This window comes from Actinomyces succiniciruminis (assembly GCF_900002405.1).
In the GTDB taxonomy this organism is placed as follows: Bacteria; Actinomycetota; Actinomycetes; order Actinomycetales; family Actinomycetaceae; genus Actinomyces; species Actinomyces succiniciruminis.
On the sequence record NZ_LK995539.1, the window covers coordinates 1 to 14350 of the forward strand.

Genomic DNA, 14350 nt, shown 5'->3' on the forward strand with positions numbered 1-14350 from the left:
CCGCCCGACCTTTGCGGCTGGGAGGAACGGAAGACTGCAAGGAGAACACATGTCGGGTCACTCCAAGTGGGCCACCACCAAGCACAAGAAGGCGGCCATCGACGCCAAGCGCGGCAAGCTCTTCGCCCGCCTGATCAAGAACATTGAAGTCGCCGCCCGCACCGGCGGCGGCGACCCCAACGGCAACCCGACCCTGTACGACGCCATCCAGAAGGCCAAGAAGAACTCGGTCCCGGCGGACAACATCACCCGCGCCGTCAAGCGCGGAAGCGGCGAGGAGGCCGGCGGCGCCGACTGGCAGACCATCATGTACGAGGGCTACGGCCCCGAGGGCGTCGCCTTCCTGGTCGAGTGCCTGACCGACAACCGCAACCGCGCCGCCTCGGATGTGCGCGTCGCCTTCACCCGCACCGGCGGCTCCCTGGCGGACCCCGGCTCGGTGGCCTACAACTTCACCCGCAAGGGCGTGGTCGAGGTCGCCAAGGGCGATGGCGTGGATGAGGACACGATCCTCATGGCCGTGCTCGACGCCGGCGCCGAGGAGGTCGTGGAGGGCGCCGAGTCCTTCGAGATCATCTCCGAGCCCAGCGATCTGGTGGCGGTGCGCAAGGCCGTCACCGACGCCGGCATGGACTACGAGTCCGCCGAGTCCCAGTTCGTCGCCGGCACCACCGTGGCGGTGGACCTTGACGGCGCCCGCAAGGTGATGCGGCTGATCGATGCCCTGGAGGACCTCGACGACGTGCAGAACGTCTACACCTCCGTCGACATCACCCCCGAGGTTGCCGCCCAGCTCGACGCGGACGACGAATAGGCCTCGCCACCTCCAGGCGCAACCATGAGCGAACCGTCCCCGCTGGCCACCGAGCGGGCCCCCGGACGGGGCGGCCGCCGTCGCGGCGCCGTCGCCGAGCAGCGGGTGCTGGGCATCGACCCCGGCATGACCCGCTGCGGGCTGGGCTGCATCGACGTCGACTCGCGGCGCCGCGCCCGCCTGGTGGAGGTCGGGGTGGTGCGTACCCCGGCCTCTGCCAGTCCCGAACTGCGGCTGCTGACGATCGCCGACGCCCTGGACGACTGGATCGCCCGGCTGGCGCCCACCGCCGTCTCCGTCGAGCGCGTCTTCGCCCAGGACAATCTGCGCTCGGTGGTTCCCGTGGCCGAGGTGATCGGGGTGGCGATGGTGGCCGGGGCCCGCGCCGGACTGGAGGTCGCCCAGCACACCCCCAGCGAGGCCAAGGCGGCGGTGACCGGTTCCGGTACCGCCGGCAAGGCCCAGGTGCAGGCAATGGTCCGGCGCATCCTCGGCCTGGATGCCCCGCCCCGCCCCGCCGACGCGGCCGACGCCCTGGCCCAGGCCATCTGCCACGCCTGGCGTGGTGGCGGCACCGGCGTCGACGGCAGCACGGACATGGTCTCCGCGGGCGGTTCGATCCGGGCCTCCGCCCGCACTCCCGCCCAGCAGGCGTGGGCGGCCGCGCAGGCGAGGGCGCGCCGCACCGGCGCCGTCGACCCGCGCCGCCGAACCCGCTAGAGTCGACCCCATGCTGAACAGGTGTTCGACGCCCACATTCCAAGGAGCCCACGCCGCATGATCTCCTCACTGCGCGGAACCGTCCTCGAGGTCTCCCTCGCCGCCGCGACCATCGAGGTCGGCGGCGTCGGCATGTCCTTCCAGGCCACGCCCGCCACCCTGGCCGGGCTGCGCGTCGGCGAGGAGGGCTTCGTCCACACCGAACTGATCGTGCGGGAGGACGCCCTGACCCTGTACGGCTTCGCCGACGCCGACGAACGCCGCTGCTTCCAGGTACTGCTCGGAGCCAAGGGCGTGGGGGCCAAACTCGCGCTGGCGATCCTGGCCGTCCACACGCCCGACGCGCTGCGCCGCGCCGTCGCCGGTGAGGACGTGGCCGCCCTCAAGCGCGTACCGGGCCTGGGGCCCAAGGGCGCCCAGCGGATCATCATCGACGTCGCCGACAAGCTCGGTCCGCCCACGGGTACGGCGCCGGAGCCCGCGCCGACGGCACCCGCCGGCGAACCCAACCCCGACGTCGTCGCCGCCCTGATCCAACTGGGCTGGAACGAGACCGCCGCCACCCGCGCCGTCGTCGCCGTCGAGGCCGCTCACGCGGAAACCGAGCCGGACGCCCCGCTGCCGGTGCCGGAACTGCTACGCGCCGCCCTGCGGCACCTGGGAGGAGGAGCCCGTGGCTGACTACCCAGCCGCCAGTGCCGTCCCGGAAGAGGGCGGCCGCATGGTCGGTGGCGGCGCCGACGACGCCGAACGCGCCGCCGAGGCCGCCCTGCGTCCCAAGCGCCTGGAGGACTTCGTCGGCCAGCAGGTGGTGCGCGGCCAGCTCTCCGTGGTGCTGCGCGCCGCCCTGGCCCGCGGCGCCGTACCCGACCATGTGCTGCTGTCCGGCCCGCCCGGCCTGGGCAAGACCACCCTGGCCATGATCATCGCCAACGAGGTGGACGGCGCCCTGCGCATCACCTCCGGCCCCGCCATCCAGCACGCCGGAGACCTCGCCGCCATCCTGTCCTCCCTGGAGGAGGGGGATGTGCTGTTCATCGACGAGATCCACCGGCTCGCCCGCACCGCCGAGGAGATGCTGTACCTGGCGATGGAGGACTACCGGGTGGACGTGGTGGTCGGCAAGGGCCCGGGTGCGACCTCCATCCCGCTGACCCTGCCGCCCTTCACCGTCGTCGGTGCCACCACCCGCGCCGGTCTACTGCCCGCCCCGCTGCGCGACCGCTTCGGTTTCACCGGCCACCTCGACTACTACGGGCCGGGCGACCTGACCCGCATCGTCACCCGCTCCGCCGACCTGTTGGGAGTGAGCATCGACGCCGACGCCGCCGGCGAGCTGGCCCGCCGCTCCCGCGGCACACCCCGCATCGCCAACCGGCTACTGCGCCGCGTGCAGGACTGGGCGCAGGTGCACGGCACGCCCGGACGGCTGGACTTGGACGCCACCCGCGGCGCGCTGGAGGTGTTCGAGGTCGACGAGCTGGGCCTGGATCGGCTGGACCGGTCGGTGCTGGAGACCCTGTGCACCCGCTTCGCGGGCGTGCCCGTGGGGCTGGCCACGCTGGCCGTGAGCGTGGGGGAGGAGCCGGAGACGATCGAGACGGTTGCCGAGCCCTACCTGTTCCGCGAGGGGCTGCTCGTACGCACTCCGCGCGGCCGCATGGCCACGCCCGCCGCCTACACGCACCTGGGCCTGCGCCCGCCCGAAGACGGCGCCCTATTCACTTAAGCCCCACTTGAATGAGCACCTGAAGGCCGTGCGGAGACGCGGATAAGGGGCGCGTGTCACACCGGCGCACGCCTAACGTCCGGGCAGGCACCGCCCCCGGTGGCCTAGACTCGCACACGCCCGACGCCGAGGCGACGGCGGGATTCCTCACGAACGGAGTCATCACGATGGACCCCATGCTGCTAATGCTGATCATCATGCTGCTGGCCTTCTGGCTCATGTCCAGATTCGCCCGCAAGCAGCAGCAGCGGATGGTGGACGAGCAGAACCGGCGCACCGAGGAAGCACTCGTTCCCGGAACCTGGGTGCGGACCCGCGCCGGTTTCTACGGCACCGTCGTCGAGATCGATGGCGACGTCGTCACCCTGGCCACCCCACTGGGGGACGAGTCACTGTGGAACAAGAGCGCGATCGTCGGCGCCGAGGAACCGCCCTTCGCGTCCGCGGAGGATGAGGATGCGGTTGCAGAGGCAACCGACGCCGTCGACCCCGCAAACCAGGATGCTGCACTAGGCGAAGACGCGGGCGGCGCCGCGGACGAGTCCCCAGAGGAGTCGGCCGACACACAGCCGCAGGCCTGAGACCAACGCGCGCCAACGCCTCGTGACGGCGGTGGCGCCGACCGCCCTTCCCGAGGAGAGGACCCAAGTGTCCACCAAGAAACTCAAGCATCCGGGCCGACGCCTGCTGGCGTTGCTCCTGATCATTGTGCTGGGCTATGTGGCCCTGGCGGTAGGGACGGCCACCGGGCGCACCCAGATGACGCCGGGGCTGGCCCTGGACCTGGAGGGCGGCACCCAGATCATCCTCACGCCCACCACCTCCGACGGCTCGGAGATCACCGACGAGGACATCGACCAGGCCATCGAGATCATCCGCCAGCGCGTGGACGCTACCGGCGTCTCAGAGGCGCAGATCTCCCGCCAGGGCGGCAACAACATCATGGTCTCCCTGCCCGGAACGCCCAGCGAGGACACGCTGGACCTGGTACGCACCTCCGCGGTGCTCTACTTCCGCCCGGTGATCCGAATCCTGCAGGCGAATGCGACCGCCTACGCGGACGCGCAGAATCAGTACGCCGACTCCGTTGCCTCCGCCGCCGCGACCGACGGTGCCACTGAAACGGACGCGGAATCGGACACCGAAGGCACAGACGCCGACGCGGACACAGCATCCGCAGACGCCACGCTCGCCCCGGTCACCGCCGAGGAGATGGCCACCAGCCTGGCGGACGTCGACGGCGATGGCACCATCTCCTCCGATCCGCTGGAGTCCACCAGCGACGACAATTCCTCGGACGCATGGATCTCCGAGCAGCTGATCTACGACGCCTACATGACCGACTGCACCTCCGAGGACTCCCTGTCCGGTGAGGCCCAGGACCCCGACACTGCGGTCATCTCCTGCGCCCGGGATGGCAGCGGCACCATCTACATCCTCGGTCCGGCGGACATCGCCGGCACCAATATCGCCGCGGCCTCCTCCGGTCTGGAGACCACCAGCCAGGGCACCACCACCAACAACTGGGTGGTCAACCTGGAATTCGACTCCGAGGGCAGCGACCTGTTCGCCGAGGTCTCAGAGCGGCTCATCGCCTACCGCGACGCGGCCGCCGCCGCCTCGGACGCCACCTCCACCGATTCCCAGAAGGCCGAGTTCGCGATCGTGCTCGACGGGCTGACGATCATGGCCTCCGGCTTCAACGACTCCGTCACCACCGCCATCACCGACGGTCGCGTGCAGATCTCCGGCAACTTCACCCAGTCCGAGGCGAATACGCTGGCCAACCAGCTGTCCTTCGGCTCCTTGCCGCTGTCCTTCACCGTGCAGTCCGAGCAGCACATCTCCGCCACCCTGGGAACCGAGCAGTTGCGCAACGGACTGATCGCGGGACTGATCGGCTTCGCCCTGATCGTGGTGTACCTGGCCTGGCAGTACCGGGGCCTTGGGGTGGTGGCAGTCGCCTCGCTGCTGGTGGCCGCCGCCGGCACCTACCTGGTGATCGCCCTGCTGAGCTGGCTGATGGGCTACCGCCTGTCACTGGCGGGCGTGGCCGGACTGATCATCGCCATCGGCATCACCATGGACTCCTTCATCGTCTACTTCGAACGCGTGCGCGACGAGGTGCGCAATGGGCGCACGCTGGTGGTGGCCGTGGACGAGGGCTGGCGGCACGCCCGCCGCACGATCATCGTGTCCGACTCGGTGAACCTGCTGGCCGCCGTGGTGCTGTACTTCCTGGCGGTCGGTGGCGTGCAGGGATTCGCCTTCACCCTCGGGGTGACCACCGTCGTCGACCTGGCGGTCATCATCCTGTTCACCCACCCGATGCTGGTGTGGATCCTGCGGTTCCGCTTCTTCGGGGAGGGGCACCGCTGGTCCGGACTGGACCCGGAGCACCTGGGTGCCCGCTCCGGCGCGGTCTACCGGGGCGGGGCAGCGGCGAGTGTGATCAGTGCGGGCGGCTCCCTGGCGCGCCGTCGGGCCGAGGCCCGCCGGGCCAGAGAGCAGGCCGACGCAGTCGAAGCCGAAGACGCGAGCGGAAAGGACGATGAGCAGGCATGAAGTCCCTCGCCCAGCTCGGCAACGAGCTCTACTCCGGCACCACCTCTTTCCCCTTCATCGGCAGGCGCCGCCTGTGGTACGCGATCGCCGGCGTCGTGGTGGCGGCCTCCATCGTGCTGCTGGCCACCGTCGGGCTGACCCCCGGCATCGACTTCCGCGGCGGCTCGGAGGTCACCGTCACCGCGCTGGCCGAGCCCGATGTGGGCCCCGCCAATGATGTCCTGGCCGACCAGGGGCTGTCCTCCGGCGCATCGGTGACCACCGTGGGCTCCTCGTCCGTGCGGGTGCAGACCAACGAACTGAGCAACACCGAGCTGACCGGACTGTCCACCGCCCTGGCGGAGGCATACGACGTCACCGACGCCGACGTATCCGCCACCACCATCGGCCCCACCTGGTCGGCGGACGTTACCAATAAGGGCATCCGCGGCCTGGTCATCTTCTTCGTGCTGGTAGGAGCCCTCATCTGGGCCTACTTCCGCACCTGGAAGATGGCGGTCGCCGCGCTGCTGGCCCTGTGCCACGACATCCTGATCACCGTGGGCGTGTACGCCGCCAGTGGCTTCGAGGTCACTCCGGCAACGATCATCGGTGTGCTGACCATCCTCGGCTACTCCCTGTATGACACGGTGGTCGTCTTCGACAAGGTCCGGGAGAACACCGACGGCTTCGAGACCCAGACCCGCTCCACCTATGGTGAATTGGCCAACCTGGCGGTCAACCAGTCGTTGATCCGCTCCATCAACACCTCCGTGGTCGGCGTGCTGCCGGTGGCCTCCCTGCTGGTGGTGGGCGCGTTCATCCTGGGCGCTGGCACCCTGCGCGATATCGCCCTGACCCTGTTCATCGGCATGATCGCCGGAACCATCTCCTCGCTGTTCCTGGCCACCCCGCTGCTGGTAGACCTGCGCAGCCGCGAGCCGGCCGTCAAGGAGCAGGCGGCCCGGGTCGCTCGCGCCCGCGGGGAGCGCCTGGCCGCCGCCGGAGACGACCCGGAGGCGCTGGCCGCCATTGCCGCCACGCCCGCCGCCGCCCCAGTCATACCCGGACACCATCTCGGAATCTCCGCCCAGCCCAAGAGGAAGAAGAAGCGGTCATGACCATCTCACCCGCCCTCCCGAAGGAACTCACGCAGCTCGTACTGGAAAACCTCCGGGAGATCCCGGACTTCCCCGAGCCCGGCGTGCTGTTCCGCGACATCACTCCGCTGCTGTCCAATGGGGAGGCTTTCGCCAACCTGATCGATGGCCTGGCGGCCCATTACCGGGGCCACATCGACGCCGTCGCCGGACTGGAGTCGCGCGGCTTCATCCTGGCCGCACCACTGGCCGTGCACCTGGGCATCGGCATGGTGATCGTGCGCAAGGCCGGCAAGCTGCCCGGCCCGGTACTGGGTGTGGACTACGAGCTCGAGTACGGCACCGCCCGCATGGAGCTACGGCCCGAGACCGTGGAGGAGGGCTCACGCGTCCTGGTGATCGACGACGTGCTGGCCACCGGGGGGACCGCGGCCGCATCGATCGACCTGCTCGAGCAGGCCGGTGCGAAGGTCGAGTCAATCTGCATGCTGCTGGAGCTGGCCGGGCTGGGCGGACGCGAGAAGCTCGCCGCCCGGGACGTCGACTCCGTCGTCGTCTTCGAATCCGCCTGACCTGCGCCGGGCGGCATAAAACACCGCTGACCCGGCTATGATCCGGGTATGACGACGGACACGCGCAATGGGACCGGTACCGCCGATGAGACGGTGGTGCCGGGGTCGCGCGTGCGCAGCCGCCTGGCCTGGTTCGGGGCGCGCGGCCACTCCACCCCACCGGCCATTGAGCCACTCATGCGGGCGCTGCGCGCCAACCACCCGAAGGCGGACACCAGCCTGATCGTGCGCGCCTACCGGGTCGCGGAGAAGGCGCACGCCGGGCAGATGCGCAAGTCCGGGGAGCCGTACATCACCCACCCGGTGGCCGTGGCCACCATCCTGGCCGAGCTGGGCATGACCCCGCAGACCCTCGCGGCGGCTCTGCTGCATGACACGGTGGAGGACACCGACTACACCCTGGAGCGGCTGCGCGCCGACTTCGGTGACGAGATCGCGCTGCTCGTGGACGGCGTCACCAAACTGGACAAGGTCCAGTACGGGGATGCCGCTCAGGCGGAGACCGTCCGCAAGATGATCGTGGCCATGTCTAAGGACATCCGGGTGCTGGTCATCAAGCTGGGCGACCGGCTGCACAACGCCCGCACCTGGAAGTACGTGCCGGAGGAGACCGCCGCCCGCAAGGCCAAGGAGACCCTGGAGATTTATGCGCCCCTGGCCCACCGGTTGGGGATGAACACCATTAAGTGGGAGCTGGAGGACCGCTCGTTCAAGGCCCTGTACCCCGGCGTGTACGACGAGATCGAGCGGCTGGTGGCCGAGCGCGCTCCCGCCCGCGAGGAGTACCTGCGGCAGGTGCGCCTGCAGATCGAGGAGGACCTGCGGGTCAACAAGATCAAGGGCATCGTCACCGGCCGGCCCAAGCACTATTACTCGATCTACCAGAAGATGATCGTGCGCGGGAAGGACTTCGACGACATCTACGACCTGGTGGCGGTGCGCGTAATCGTGGACACCGTCCAGGACTGCTATGCGGTGCTCGGCGCGCTGCACTCGCGTTGGACCCCCATGTCCGGCCGCTTCAAGGACTATATCGCCGTCCCCAAGTTCAATCTCTACCAGTCGCTGCACACCACTGTGATCGGTCCGGGCCGCAAGCCGGTGGAGATTCAGATCCGCACCCACGAGATGCACCGCATGGCAGAGTACGGGGTGGCGGCGCACTGGAAGTACAAGGAGGATCCCAACGCCACCGGACCCAGCCCCCTGGGGGGCGCTCCCGGCGACTCCGACGCCGGTGAACTCGGCTGGTTGCGGCAACTGGTCGACTGGCAGAAGGAGACACAGGACCCCGCCGAGTTCCTGGACTCCCTGCGCTATGAAATGTCCGGCGGGCAGGTGTACGTGTTCACCCCCAAGGGGGACGTGCTGGCGCTGCCGAGTGAGTCGACGCCCGTTGACTTCGCCTATGCCGTGCACACCGAGGTGGGGCACCGCACCGTGGGCGCCCGCGTCAATGGCCGACTGGTGCCGCTGGACACCAAGCTGGAGAACGGCGACACGGTGGAGGTCTTCACCTCCAAGGCGCAGGGCGCCGGGCCCAGCCGCGACTGGCTGAACTTCGTGGGCTCCACCCGCGCCCGCAACAAGATCAAGTCCTGGTTCTCCAAGGAGCGCCGCGAAGAGGCGATTGAGGACGGCAAGAACGCCATCGCCCGCGCCATGCGCAAGAAGGACCTGCCCATCCAGCGGCTCATGAGCCACGACTCGCTGATGAACGTGGCCGAGACGCTCAACAAGCAGGACATCGACGGCCTTTACGCAGCAGTGGGCGAGGGACATATCTCCGCCCAGCACGTCGTCGACACGCTGGTCGCGTCTGTCGGCGGGGAGGCCGGCGCGGAGGAGACCCTGGCAGAGGGGGTGCTGCCCACCCGGGCGGCGCCTGCCGGGCAGCGGGCCCGCTCCGCCGGTGACCCCGGCGTCGTCGTCGAGGGCATGAACGAGGGTGACGTGCTCGTCAAACTGGCGCGATGCTGCACTCCCATGCCCGGTGATGAGATCGTCGGTTTCGTCACCCGCGGCTCCGGACTGTCGGTACACCGCGCCGACTGCCAGAATGTTGAGCAGCTGCGGCAGCAGCCCGAGCGCATGCTCAAGGTCCACTGGGCCGAGCACGCCCAGAGCGCCTACCTGGTGCAGCTGGAGGTGGAGTCCCTGGACCGTGGCGGCCTGCTGGCGGACATTACCCGCGTCCTGGCCGACAATCACGTCAACATGATCAGCGCCAACGTGAGTACCTCCCGGGACCGGGTGGTGGTGGGCCGGTTTGTGGTCGAGCTGGCCGAGGCCAGCCACCTCGACCACACCCTGGCCTCCCTGCGGCGCATCGACGGCGTGTTCGAGGCGCGGCGGCTGACTTCCTCCACCAACAATCGGCACCAGCACGAGCGCCCGGCTCAGGCCGACGCCTGAACTCCGTCCGGCCCAATCGGCGCGTACAGCTCGTCGATCAGCCGGCGGGCTCGCCGCAGGCCCCGCATGCCGCCGCCGCGGCGGGCCAGCAGCGCCGGCTCCAGGTCACGGCGGGTCAGCCCGGCGCGGCGGGCACGCAGCACCGCATCGACCGCCACCGCGGGTGGTGCAGTGCGCGCCAGGTCCACGACCGCCCGGGTGAGCCCCAGACAGACCACCCCTTCCAGGGCGACGACGTCGGCTGGGGGCGCGGCGCGCACAAGTTCTGGACCCGCGGGTACCGGCCCGCCGGTGTGTACCCACAGGGCGGTGCGCCCGGCCACCACCCGGTTGGCCGGCAGCCGCGGCGCGAGTGCGGCGGCGCGGGCGGCCGGATTGCCGAGCAGGTCCACCGGCACCGCCTGTCCGAGCACGTCCACCAGCACCCGCTCATCCAGACCGTGGCAGCGCAGTAGCGTCAACTCCTGCAGGGGCAGGGCGTCCAGTATCGGCTCGACGGGCCCGTGCATCAGGTGCGCCAGCACCGCCCGGGCGGGCACGGCGCCGGTCCGGGCGCCCGGGGCGAAGTCGACCCGCGGCTCCGGCGACGACGACGGAGCCGGGGGAGTGGAAGGGGCCGTGGGCATGGCCTCATCCTTCCTGGGAGCGGGCGCCCGCACCAGCGCCCGACGGCTGCCTGTGGAAAACCCGCGGGCGGCTAGACTCACGACGCGTTGGCTGGCCGAGCAGGAAGGAAGCGACCATGATCGGGACAACGGAGGGCAGGAACGAGGCGGGGCCGGACGAGGTCCTGACGGATCGGGCGGCGCCCGCCGCCCAGCGGATCGCCGACCTGGCCAAGGTCTCCGGGCGCCCCAGCAAGTCCGTGCTGGTGGAGGACTACGAGCCGCTGCTGAACGCCCTGCGGGCAGGATTGCGTATCTCCGACGTGTACGTGCTCGACTCGACCCGGCCGCCCCGTGAGCTACTGGATGAGTGCGCCCGCCGACGCGTCCCCATCACCGTCATGGCGGCGGCGCTGGCAACGGACCTGTTCCGCTCCGACAAGCGCCCGGAGATCTTCGGCGTGGCCCGCGTACCCGCACCGGTGCAGCCCGAGGACTTACTACAGGCCTCCGGTGACCTGCTGATCCTCGACGGGGTGCGGATCGTCGGGAACATCGGGGCGATCGCCCGCAGCGCCTACGCCTTCGGGGCCGCCGGGATCGTACTGGTGGGTTCCGGACTGGCCTCCATTGCCGACCGGCGCCTGATCCGTGCCAGCCGCGGCTACGTCTTCTCCCTGCCGGTGGCGCTGATGGACTGGCCGCAGGTGCGGGCGCTGGCCACCGACTTCACCCGCGCCGGCGGGCACCTGGCCGCGCTCGACGCCGGGGCGACGGGCTCCCTGGACCGGCTGTCGGCCTGGGAGGGACGACTGGCCCTGATCCTGGGGGCCGAGACCACCGGGCTGACGCCGCAGGCGCGGGCACTCGCGCAGGCGACGGTGAGCATCCCGATGAACCCGGCGGTGGAGTCGCTGAACGTATCCGTCGCCGCCGGCGTACTGCTGCACCGCCGCGCCTGGCGCAACCTGGCCCCGGCTGCCCAGTAGCCGGCACCGAGCCGCAGCCCCGCGATGCGCGGCCCACAGCAAGACGGCTGGCCCCACCCTTGCGTGAGGGTGGGGCCCGCCGTCGTCGTGGCCGAAGGTGCCGTGCGGATCAGGCACGCGTGGTGCGGCGCACCTGATCGAGCCAGGCTCGGCGGGCGGTCAGCGCCGCCTCCGCCTGGGCCTGCGCCTTCGTGTCACCGGACTCCTTCGCGGCGGCAAGGTCGGCCTCCAGCTCGGCGATGGAGTCCTCCAGCTGGCTGGCCAGTCCCTGGGCGCGGGCCTGGGTCTCCGGGTCGGTGCGGCGCCACTCGGCCTGCTCGGCCCGGCGCAGCGCATCCTCGACGGCGCGCATGCGGGCCTCGAGCCGACGCACCGCGTTGCGGGGCACCCGACCGGCCTCGTCCCACGCCTCCTGGATGGGGCGCAGCGCCTTGCGGGCGGCCTTGGGATTCTTGATCGGGAGCAGCGCCTCCGCCTTGGCAGCGAGTTCCTCCTTGACCTTGAGGTTGCCGGCGTATTCGGCGTCGGTGGCCTCATCCTTGGCCCGGCGGGCGTCGTAGAAGACCTGCTGGGCGGCGTGGAACCGCTCCCACAGGGCGTCGTCCTCCTTGCGGGAGGCGCGACCGGCCTTCTTCCACTCGTCCATGAGCTCGCGGTAGCGGGCCGACGTACCGGCCCAGTCCGTGGAGTTGGACAGCTCCTCCGCCCGCTTGATCAGCGCCTCCTTGGCCGCCTTCACCTTGGCCTGCTTGGCGTCAAGCTCACTGAAGTACTGACGGCGGTGGCGGTCGAAGGTGGTGCGGGCGTGGCTGAAGCGCTTCCACAGGGCGTCCTCGGAGGGGCGGTCCAGACGCGGGCCGCGGCGCTGCGCCTCCTTCCACTGTTCCAGCAGGGTGCGCAGCTCCGCGCCGGAGGACTTCCACTGGGTGCGGGCCGGGTCCTGAGCAGCCACGGCCTCGGCGCGCTCAACGATGGCGGTGCGGTCCTTGAGCGCCTGCTCCTTAGCGGCGGCACGCTCGGCGGCGACCGCCTGCCGACGCTCCAGGGCCACCGACTTCAGGGCCGTGAACCGGGCCCGCAGCGCCTCCAGGTCGCCGACGGCGGCCGGCTCCTTGAGGGACTCCTCCAGGCTCTTGATGGTGGAGTCGATCTCCCGCACCGACAGGTGCGGCAGCCGGGCCGCGAACAGGTCGACGTTGGAGTTCAGGTCGAGGTAACGGCGCACGTAGTAGGCCATCGCCTCGGCGATCGGAACGCCGGGGAACTGGCCGACTTCGCGTTCCGAGCCGCCGTCCTGCACATAGACTCGCCCCTCGCCGTCGACCCGGCCCCACTTGGCGGCATCCATGGCGGCCTCGGGGTCGATCTCCGGCTCGGTCGGAGCGGCCGGTTCGGCTGTCTGCCGACCGTCCGCAGGCGGGTTGTCGGCCCGCTCACCGTCGGCTGCGGGCTGGGTCTCGGCCGCCGGCGCGGTGCCCGCCGGCTCGGAGGCACCCGCTTGCGAAGAGGACGCATCGGGCTGTGCCGGCTGCGGCACCGCGTCCTCCTGAGGCTCGGTCTCGGCCGCGCTCTGGGCTGACGGCTCCGCCGAGGCCTCGGCCGGCGCCGACGTCGATGCGGCGGAGGACTGTGCGGGCTGGGGGGCGTCGGTGGTGGTGGCCTGCTCGTCGGCGGCGGGCGCCGTCGGCGTGATTGGGGTAGCAGCCTGCCCGGGTTCGGCCGTCGACTCCACTGCGGGGGTGGTGGACTCGGCCTGGGGCTGTGTCTGCTCGGTCATTGCGCTCCTTCACGGATCTGACGGGGTGGAGCGAGCGGTCCCGCTCCGTTCCGTTCACGTCCGGCACACGGCCGGACGACGACACGCCGCCGGAAGGCGGCAGTTAGACCCGAGCCTACCCGTCGGCAGGGCACGGCGAAACCGTCGCGGAGACGCGTGAATCATCCAGGAGCGGACAAATGGCCGGGGAGGGGTCGGCTAGCATGCCGTCATGCTCATCGAGCGCACTCTTGCCGCAGTCTTCGGATCAAACTGCTACGTCCTGGCCGCTGAGCCGGGTGGGGCCGCCCTGGTTGTGGACCCCGGTGCGGGTGCCGCTCGCGGTGCCATGGCTCTGCTGCGTTCGTACAACCTGACCCTGGGCGCCATCCTGCTCACCCACGGCCACGCCGACCACGTGTGGGACACCCAGCGACTGATCGACACCGCGGTGACCGAGGGGCGCGTGACCACCGGTTTGGCCGGCGCGCCGGACGACCCCACGCGTGTGCCGGTGTATATCCCGCAGCCGGATCTGTACCGCCTGGATGACCCGGACGGTACCACTGGCATCAGCGTGGATGGCCGGACGTTCGCCGACTTGACCGGGACCGAGTGGCTGCGCCCCGCAGATGTGCGTCCTTTCCCGCAGGCCGGCTTCGGTGCCGCCGTCGAGCTGGTACCGGCAGTGGCCTTGCAGGCGGTGCCCGCGCCGGGCCATTCGGAGGGCTCCACGGTGTTCTTCTTCAACGCGCACCTGGGCGACAACCAGCTTTTGTTCGAGGCGGAGGTACTGGACGACCCGGCGAGTATCCCGGAGGAGGACTACCTGGTGGCGCTGTCCGGGGACGTGATCTTCAAGGGCAGTGTGGGGCGCACCGATCTGCCCGGCGGAGACCAGTATCAGATGTGGGCGACACTGCGGCTGCTGGCCAGCGCCGTCAACCCGGCCACGGTGCTGCTGCCCGGCCACGGCGCCGCCACCACCATGGCGCATGAGCACCACGCCAACCCCTACCTGGCCGAGGCCAAGGTCCGGGGCGGCGAGACCGGTGCGTGAGCACCGGTCGGGGCGGGCACGGCGCAAGACACGGCGAGACCGGTGC

General features: G+C 70.5%; 13 protein-coding genes. 11 read left to right on the forward strand and 2 right to left on the reverse strand.

The window, feature by feature from the left end; translation table 11 throughout:
- Positions 1-49: 49 nt before the first annotated feature.
- From BN1056_RS12300 to BN1056_RS12340, 9 genes are all read left to right on the forward strand, one after another.
- Entirely contained in the window at positions 50-814 is a 765-nt protein-coding gene (locus BN1056_RS12300) for a YebC/PmpR family DNA-binding transcriptional regulator (RefSeq protein WP_210581616.1), read from the forward strand.
- A 105-nt stretch (positions 815-919) separates the two neighbouring features.
- The gene (ruvC, locus tag BN1056_RS12305) at positions 920-1534 is read left to right on the forward strand and encodes a crossover junction endodeoxyribonuclease RuvC (protein ID WP_273042543.1); all 615 of its coding nucleotides are present in this window, start codon (positions 920-922) and stop codon (positions 1532-1534) included.
- 57 nt (positions 1535-1591) lie between these two features.
- Entirely contained in the window at positions 1592-2215 is a 624-nt protein-coding gene (gene ruvA, locus BN1056_RS12310; protein WP_210581620.1) for a Holliday junction branch migration protein RuvA, read from the forward strand.
- Between the two features lie 40 nt (positions 2216-2255).
- Positions 2256-3263 (forward strand): Holliday junction branch migration DNA helicase RuvB, encoded by a 1008-nt coding sequence (ruvB, locus tag BN1056_RS12315; RefSeq protein ID WP_210581683.1) that lies wholly within the window; start codon positions 2256-2258, stop codon positions 3261-3263.
- Positions 3264-3439: 176 nt separating this feature from the next.
- Positions 3440-3844 (forward strand): preprotein translocase subunit YajC, encoded by a 405-nt coding sequence (locus BN1056_RS12320; protein ID WP_210581622.1) that lies wholly within the window; start codon positions 3440-3442, stop codon positions 3842-3844.
- A gap of 67 nt (positions 3845-3911) precedes the next feature.
- Positions 3912-5828, forward strand: coding sequence for a protein translocase subunit SecD (gene secD, locus BN1056_RS12325; RefSeq protein ID WP_210581624.1), 1917 nt, complete (start codon positions 3912-3914; stop codon positions 5826-5828).
- Positions 5825-6928: a protein translocase subunit SecF gene (secF, locus tag BN1056_RS12330; RefSeq protein WP_210581625.1), complete on the forward strand. Its 1104-nt coding sequence runs from the start codon at positions 5825-5827 to the stop codon at positions 6926-6928. Before secD ends, secF begins: the two co-directional genes overlap by 4 nt.
- Positions 6925-7479 (forward strand): adenine phosphoribosyltransferase, encoded by a 555-nt coding sequence (locus BN1056_RS12335; protein WP_210581627.1) that lies wholly within the window; start codon positions 6925-6927, stop codon positions 7477-7479. Before secF ends, BN1056_RS12335 begins: the two co-directional genes overlap by 4 nt.
- A gap of 48 nt (positions 7480-7527) precedes the next feature.
- Positions 7528-9894, forward strand: coding sequence for a RelA/SpoT family protein (locus BN1056_RS12340; RefSeq protein WP_210581629.1), 2367 nt, complete (start codon positions 7528-7530; stop codon positions 9892-9894).
- On the opposite strand, the gene BN1056_RS12345 is transcribed toward BN1056_RS12340, so the two are convergent.
- On the reverse strand, positions 9879-10520 hold the full coding sequence (locus BN1056_RS12345; RefSeq protein WP_210581631.1) for a hypothetical protein: 642 nt from the start codon (positions 10518-10520) through the stop codon (positions 9879-9881). The genes BN1056_RS12340 and BN1056_RS12345 overlap by 16 nt on opposite strands.
- Before the next feature lie 116 nt (positions 10521-10636).
- Between BN1056_RS12345 and BN1056_RS12350 the strand changes: the two genes are divergently transcribed.
- Positions 10637-11488 carry a TrmH family RNA methyltransferase gene (locus BN1056_RS12350; protein WP_210581632.1) on the forward strand — a complete coding sequence of 284 codons (852 nt, stop codon included), beginning with the start codon at positions 10637-10639 and terminating at the stop codon, positions 11486-11488.
- A 109-nt stretch (positions 11489-11597) separates the two neighbouring features.
- Here the strand turns inward: BN1056_RS12350 and BN1056_RS12355 are convergent, their stop codons facing one another.
- Positions 11598-13265, reverse strand: coding sequence for a DUF349 domain-containing protein (locus BN1056_RS12355; protein WP_210581634.1), 1668 nt, complete (start codon positions 13263-13265; stop codon positions 11598-11600).
- A gap of 211 nt (positions 13266-13476) precedes the next feature.
- Here BN1056_RS12355 and BN1056_RS12360 point away from each other — a divergent pair, with 211 nt between their 5' ends.
- Positions 13477-14304 carry an MBL fold metallo-hydrolase gene (locus BN1056_RS12360; RefSeq protein WP_210581637.1) on the forward strand — a complete coding sequence of 276 codons (828 nt, stop codon included), beginning with the start codon at positions 13477-13479 and terminating at the stop codon, positions 14302-14304.
- Positions 14305-14350 lie beyond the last annotated feature (46 nt).

Bases quoted from the DNA above. Each gene is read 5' to 3' on its own strand.
- BN1056_RS12340 (WP_210581629.1), top strand. From the start codon at position 7,528: ATGACGACGGACACGCGCAATGGGACCGGTACCGCCGATGAGACGGTG.
- ruvB (WP_210581683.1), top strand. From the start codon at position 2,256: ATGGTCGGTGGCGGCGCCGACGACGCCGAACGCGCCGCCGAGGCCGCC.
- secF (WP_210581625.1), top strand. From the start codon at position 5,825: ATGAAGTCCCTCGCCCAGCTCGGCAACGAGCTCTACTCCGGCACCACC.
- BN1056_RS12320 (WP_210581622.1), top strand. From the start codon at position 3,440: ATGCTGCTAATGCTGATCATCATGCTGCTGGCCTTCTGGCTCATGTCC.
- BN1056_RS12300 (WP_210581616.1), top strand. From the start codon at position 50: ATGTCGGGTCACTCCAAGTGGGCCACCACCAAGCACAAGAAGGCGGCC.
- BN1056_RS12345 (WP_210581631.1), bottom strand. From the start codon at position 10,520: ATGCCCACGGCCCCTTCCACTCCCCCGGCTCCGTCGTCGTCGCCGGAG.
- BN1056_RS12355 (WP_210581634.1), bottom strand. From the start codon at position 13,265: ATGACCGAGCAGACACAGCCCCAGGCCGAGTCCACCACCCCCGCAGTG.
- BN1056_RS12335 (WP_210581627.1), top strand. From the start codon at position 6,925: ATGACCATCTCACCCGCCCTCCCGAAGGAACTCACGCAGCTCGTACTG.
- BN1056_RS12360 (WP_210581637.1), top strand. From the start codon at position 13,477: ATGCTCATCGAGCGCACTCTTGCCGCAGTCTTCGGATCAAACTGCTAC.
- BN1056_RS12350 (WP_210581632.1), top strand. From the start codon at position 10,637: ATGATCGGGACAACGGAGGGCAGGAACGAGGCGGGGCCGGACGAGGTC.
- ruvA (WP_210581620.1), top strand. From the start codon at position 1,592: ATGATCTCCTCACTGCGCGGAACCGTCCTCGAGGTCTCCCTCGCCGCC.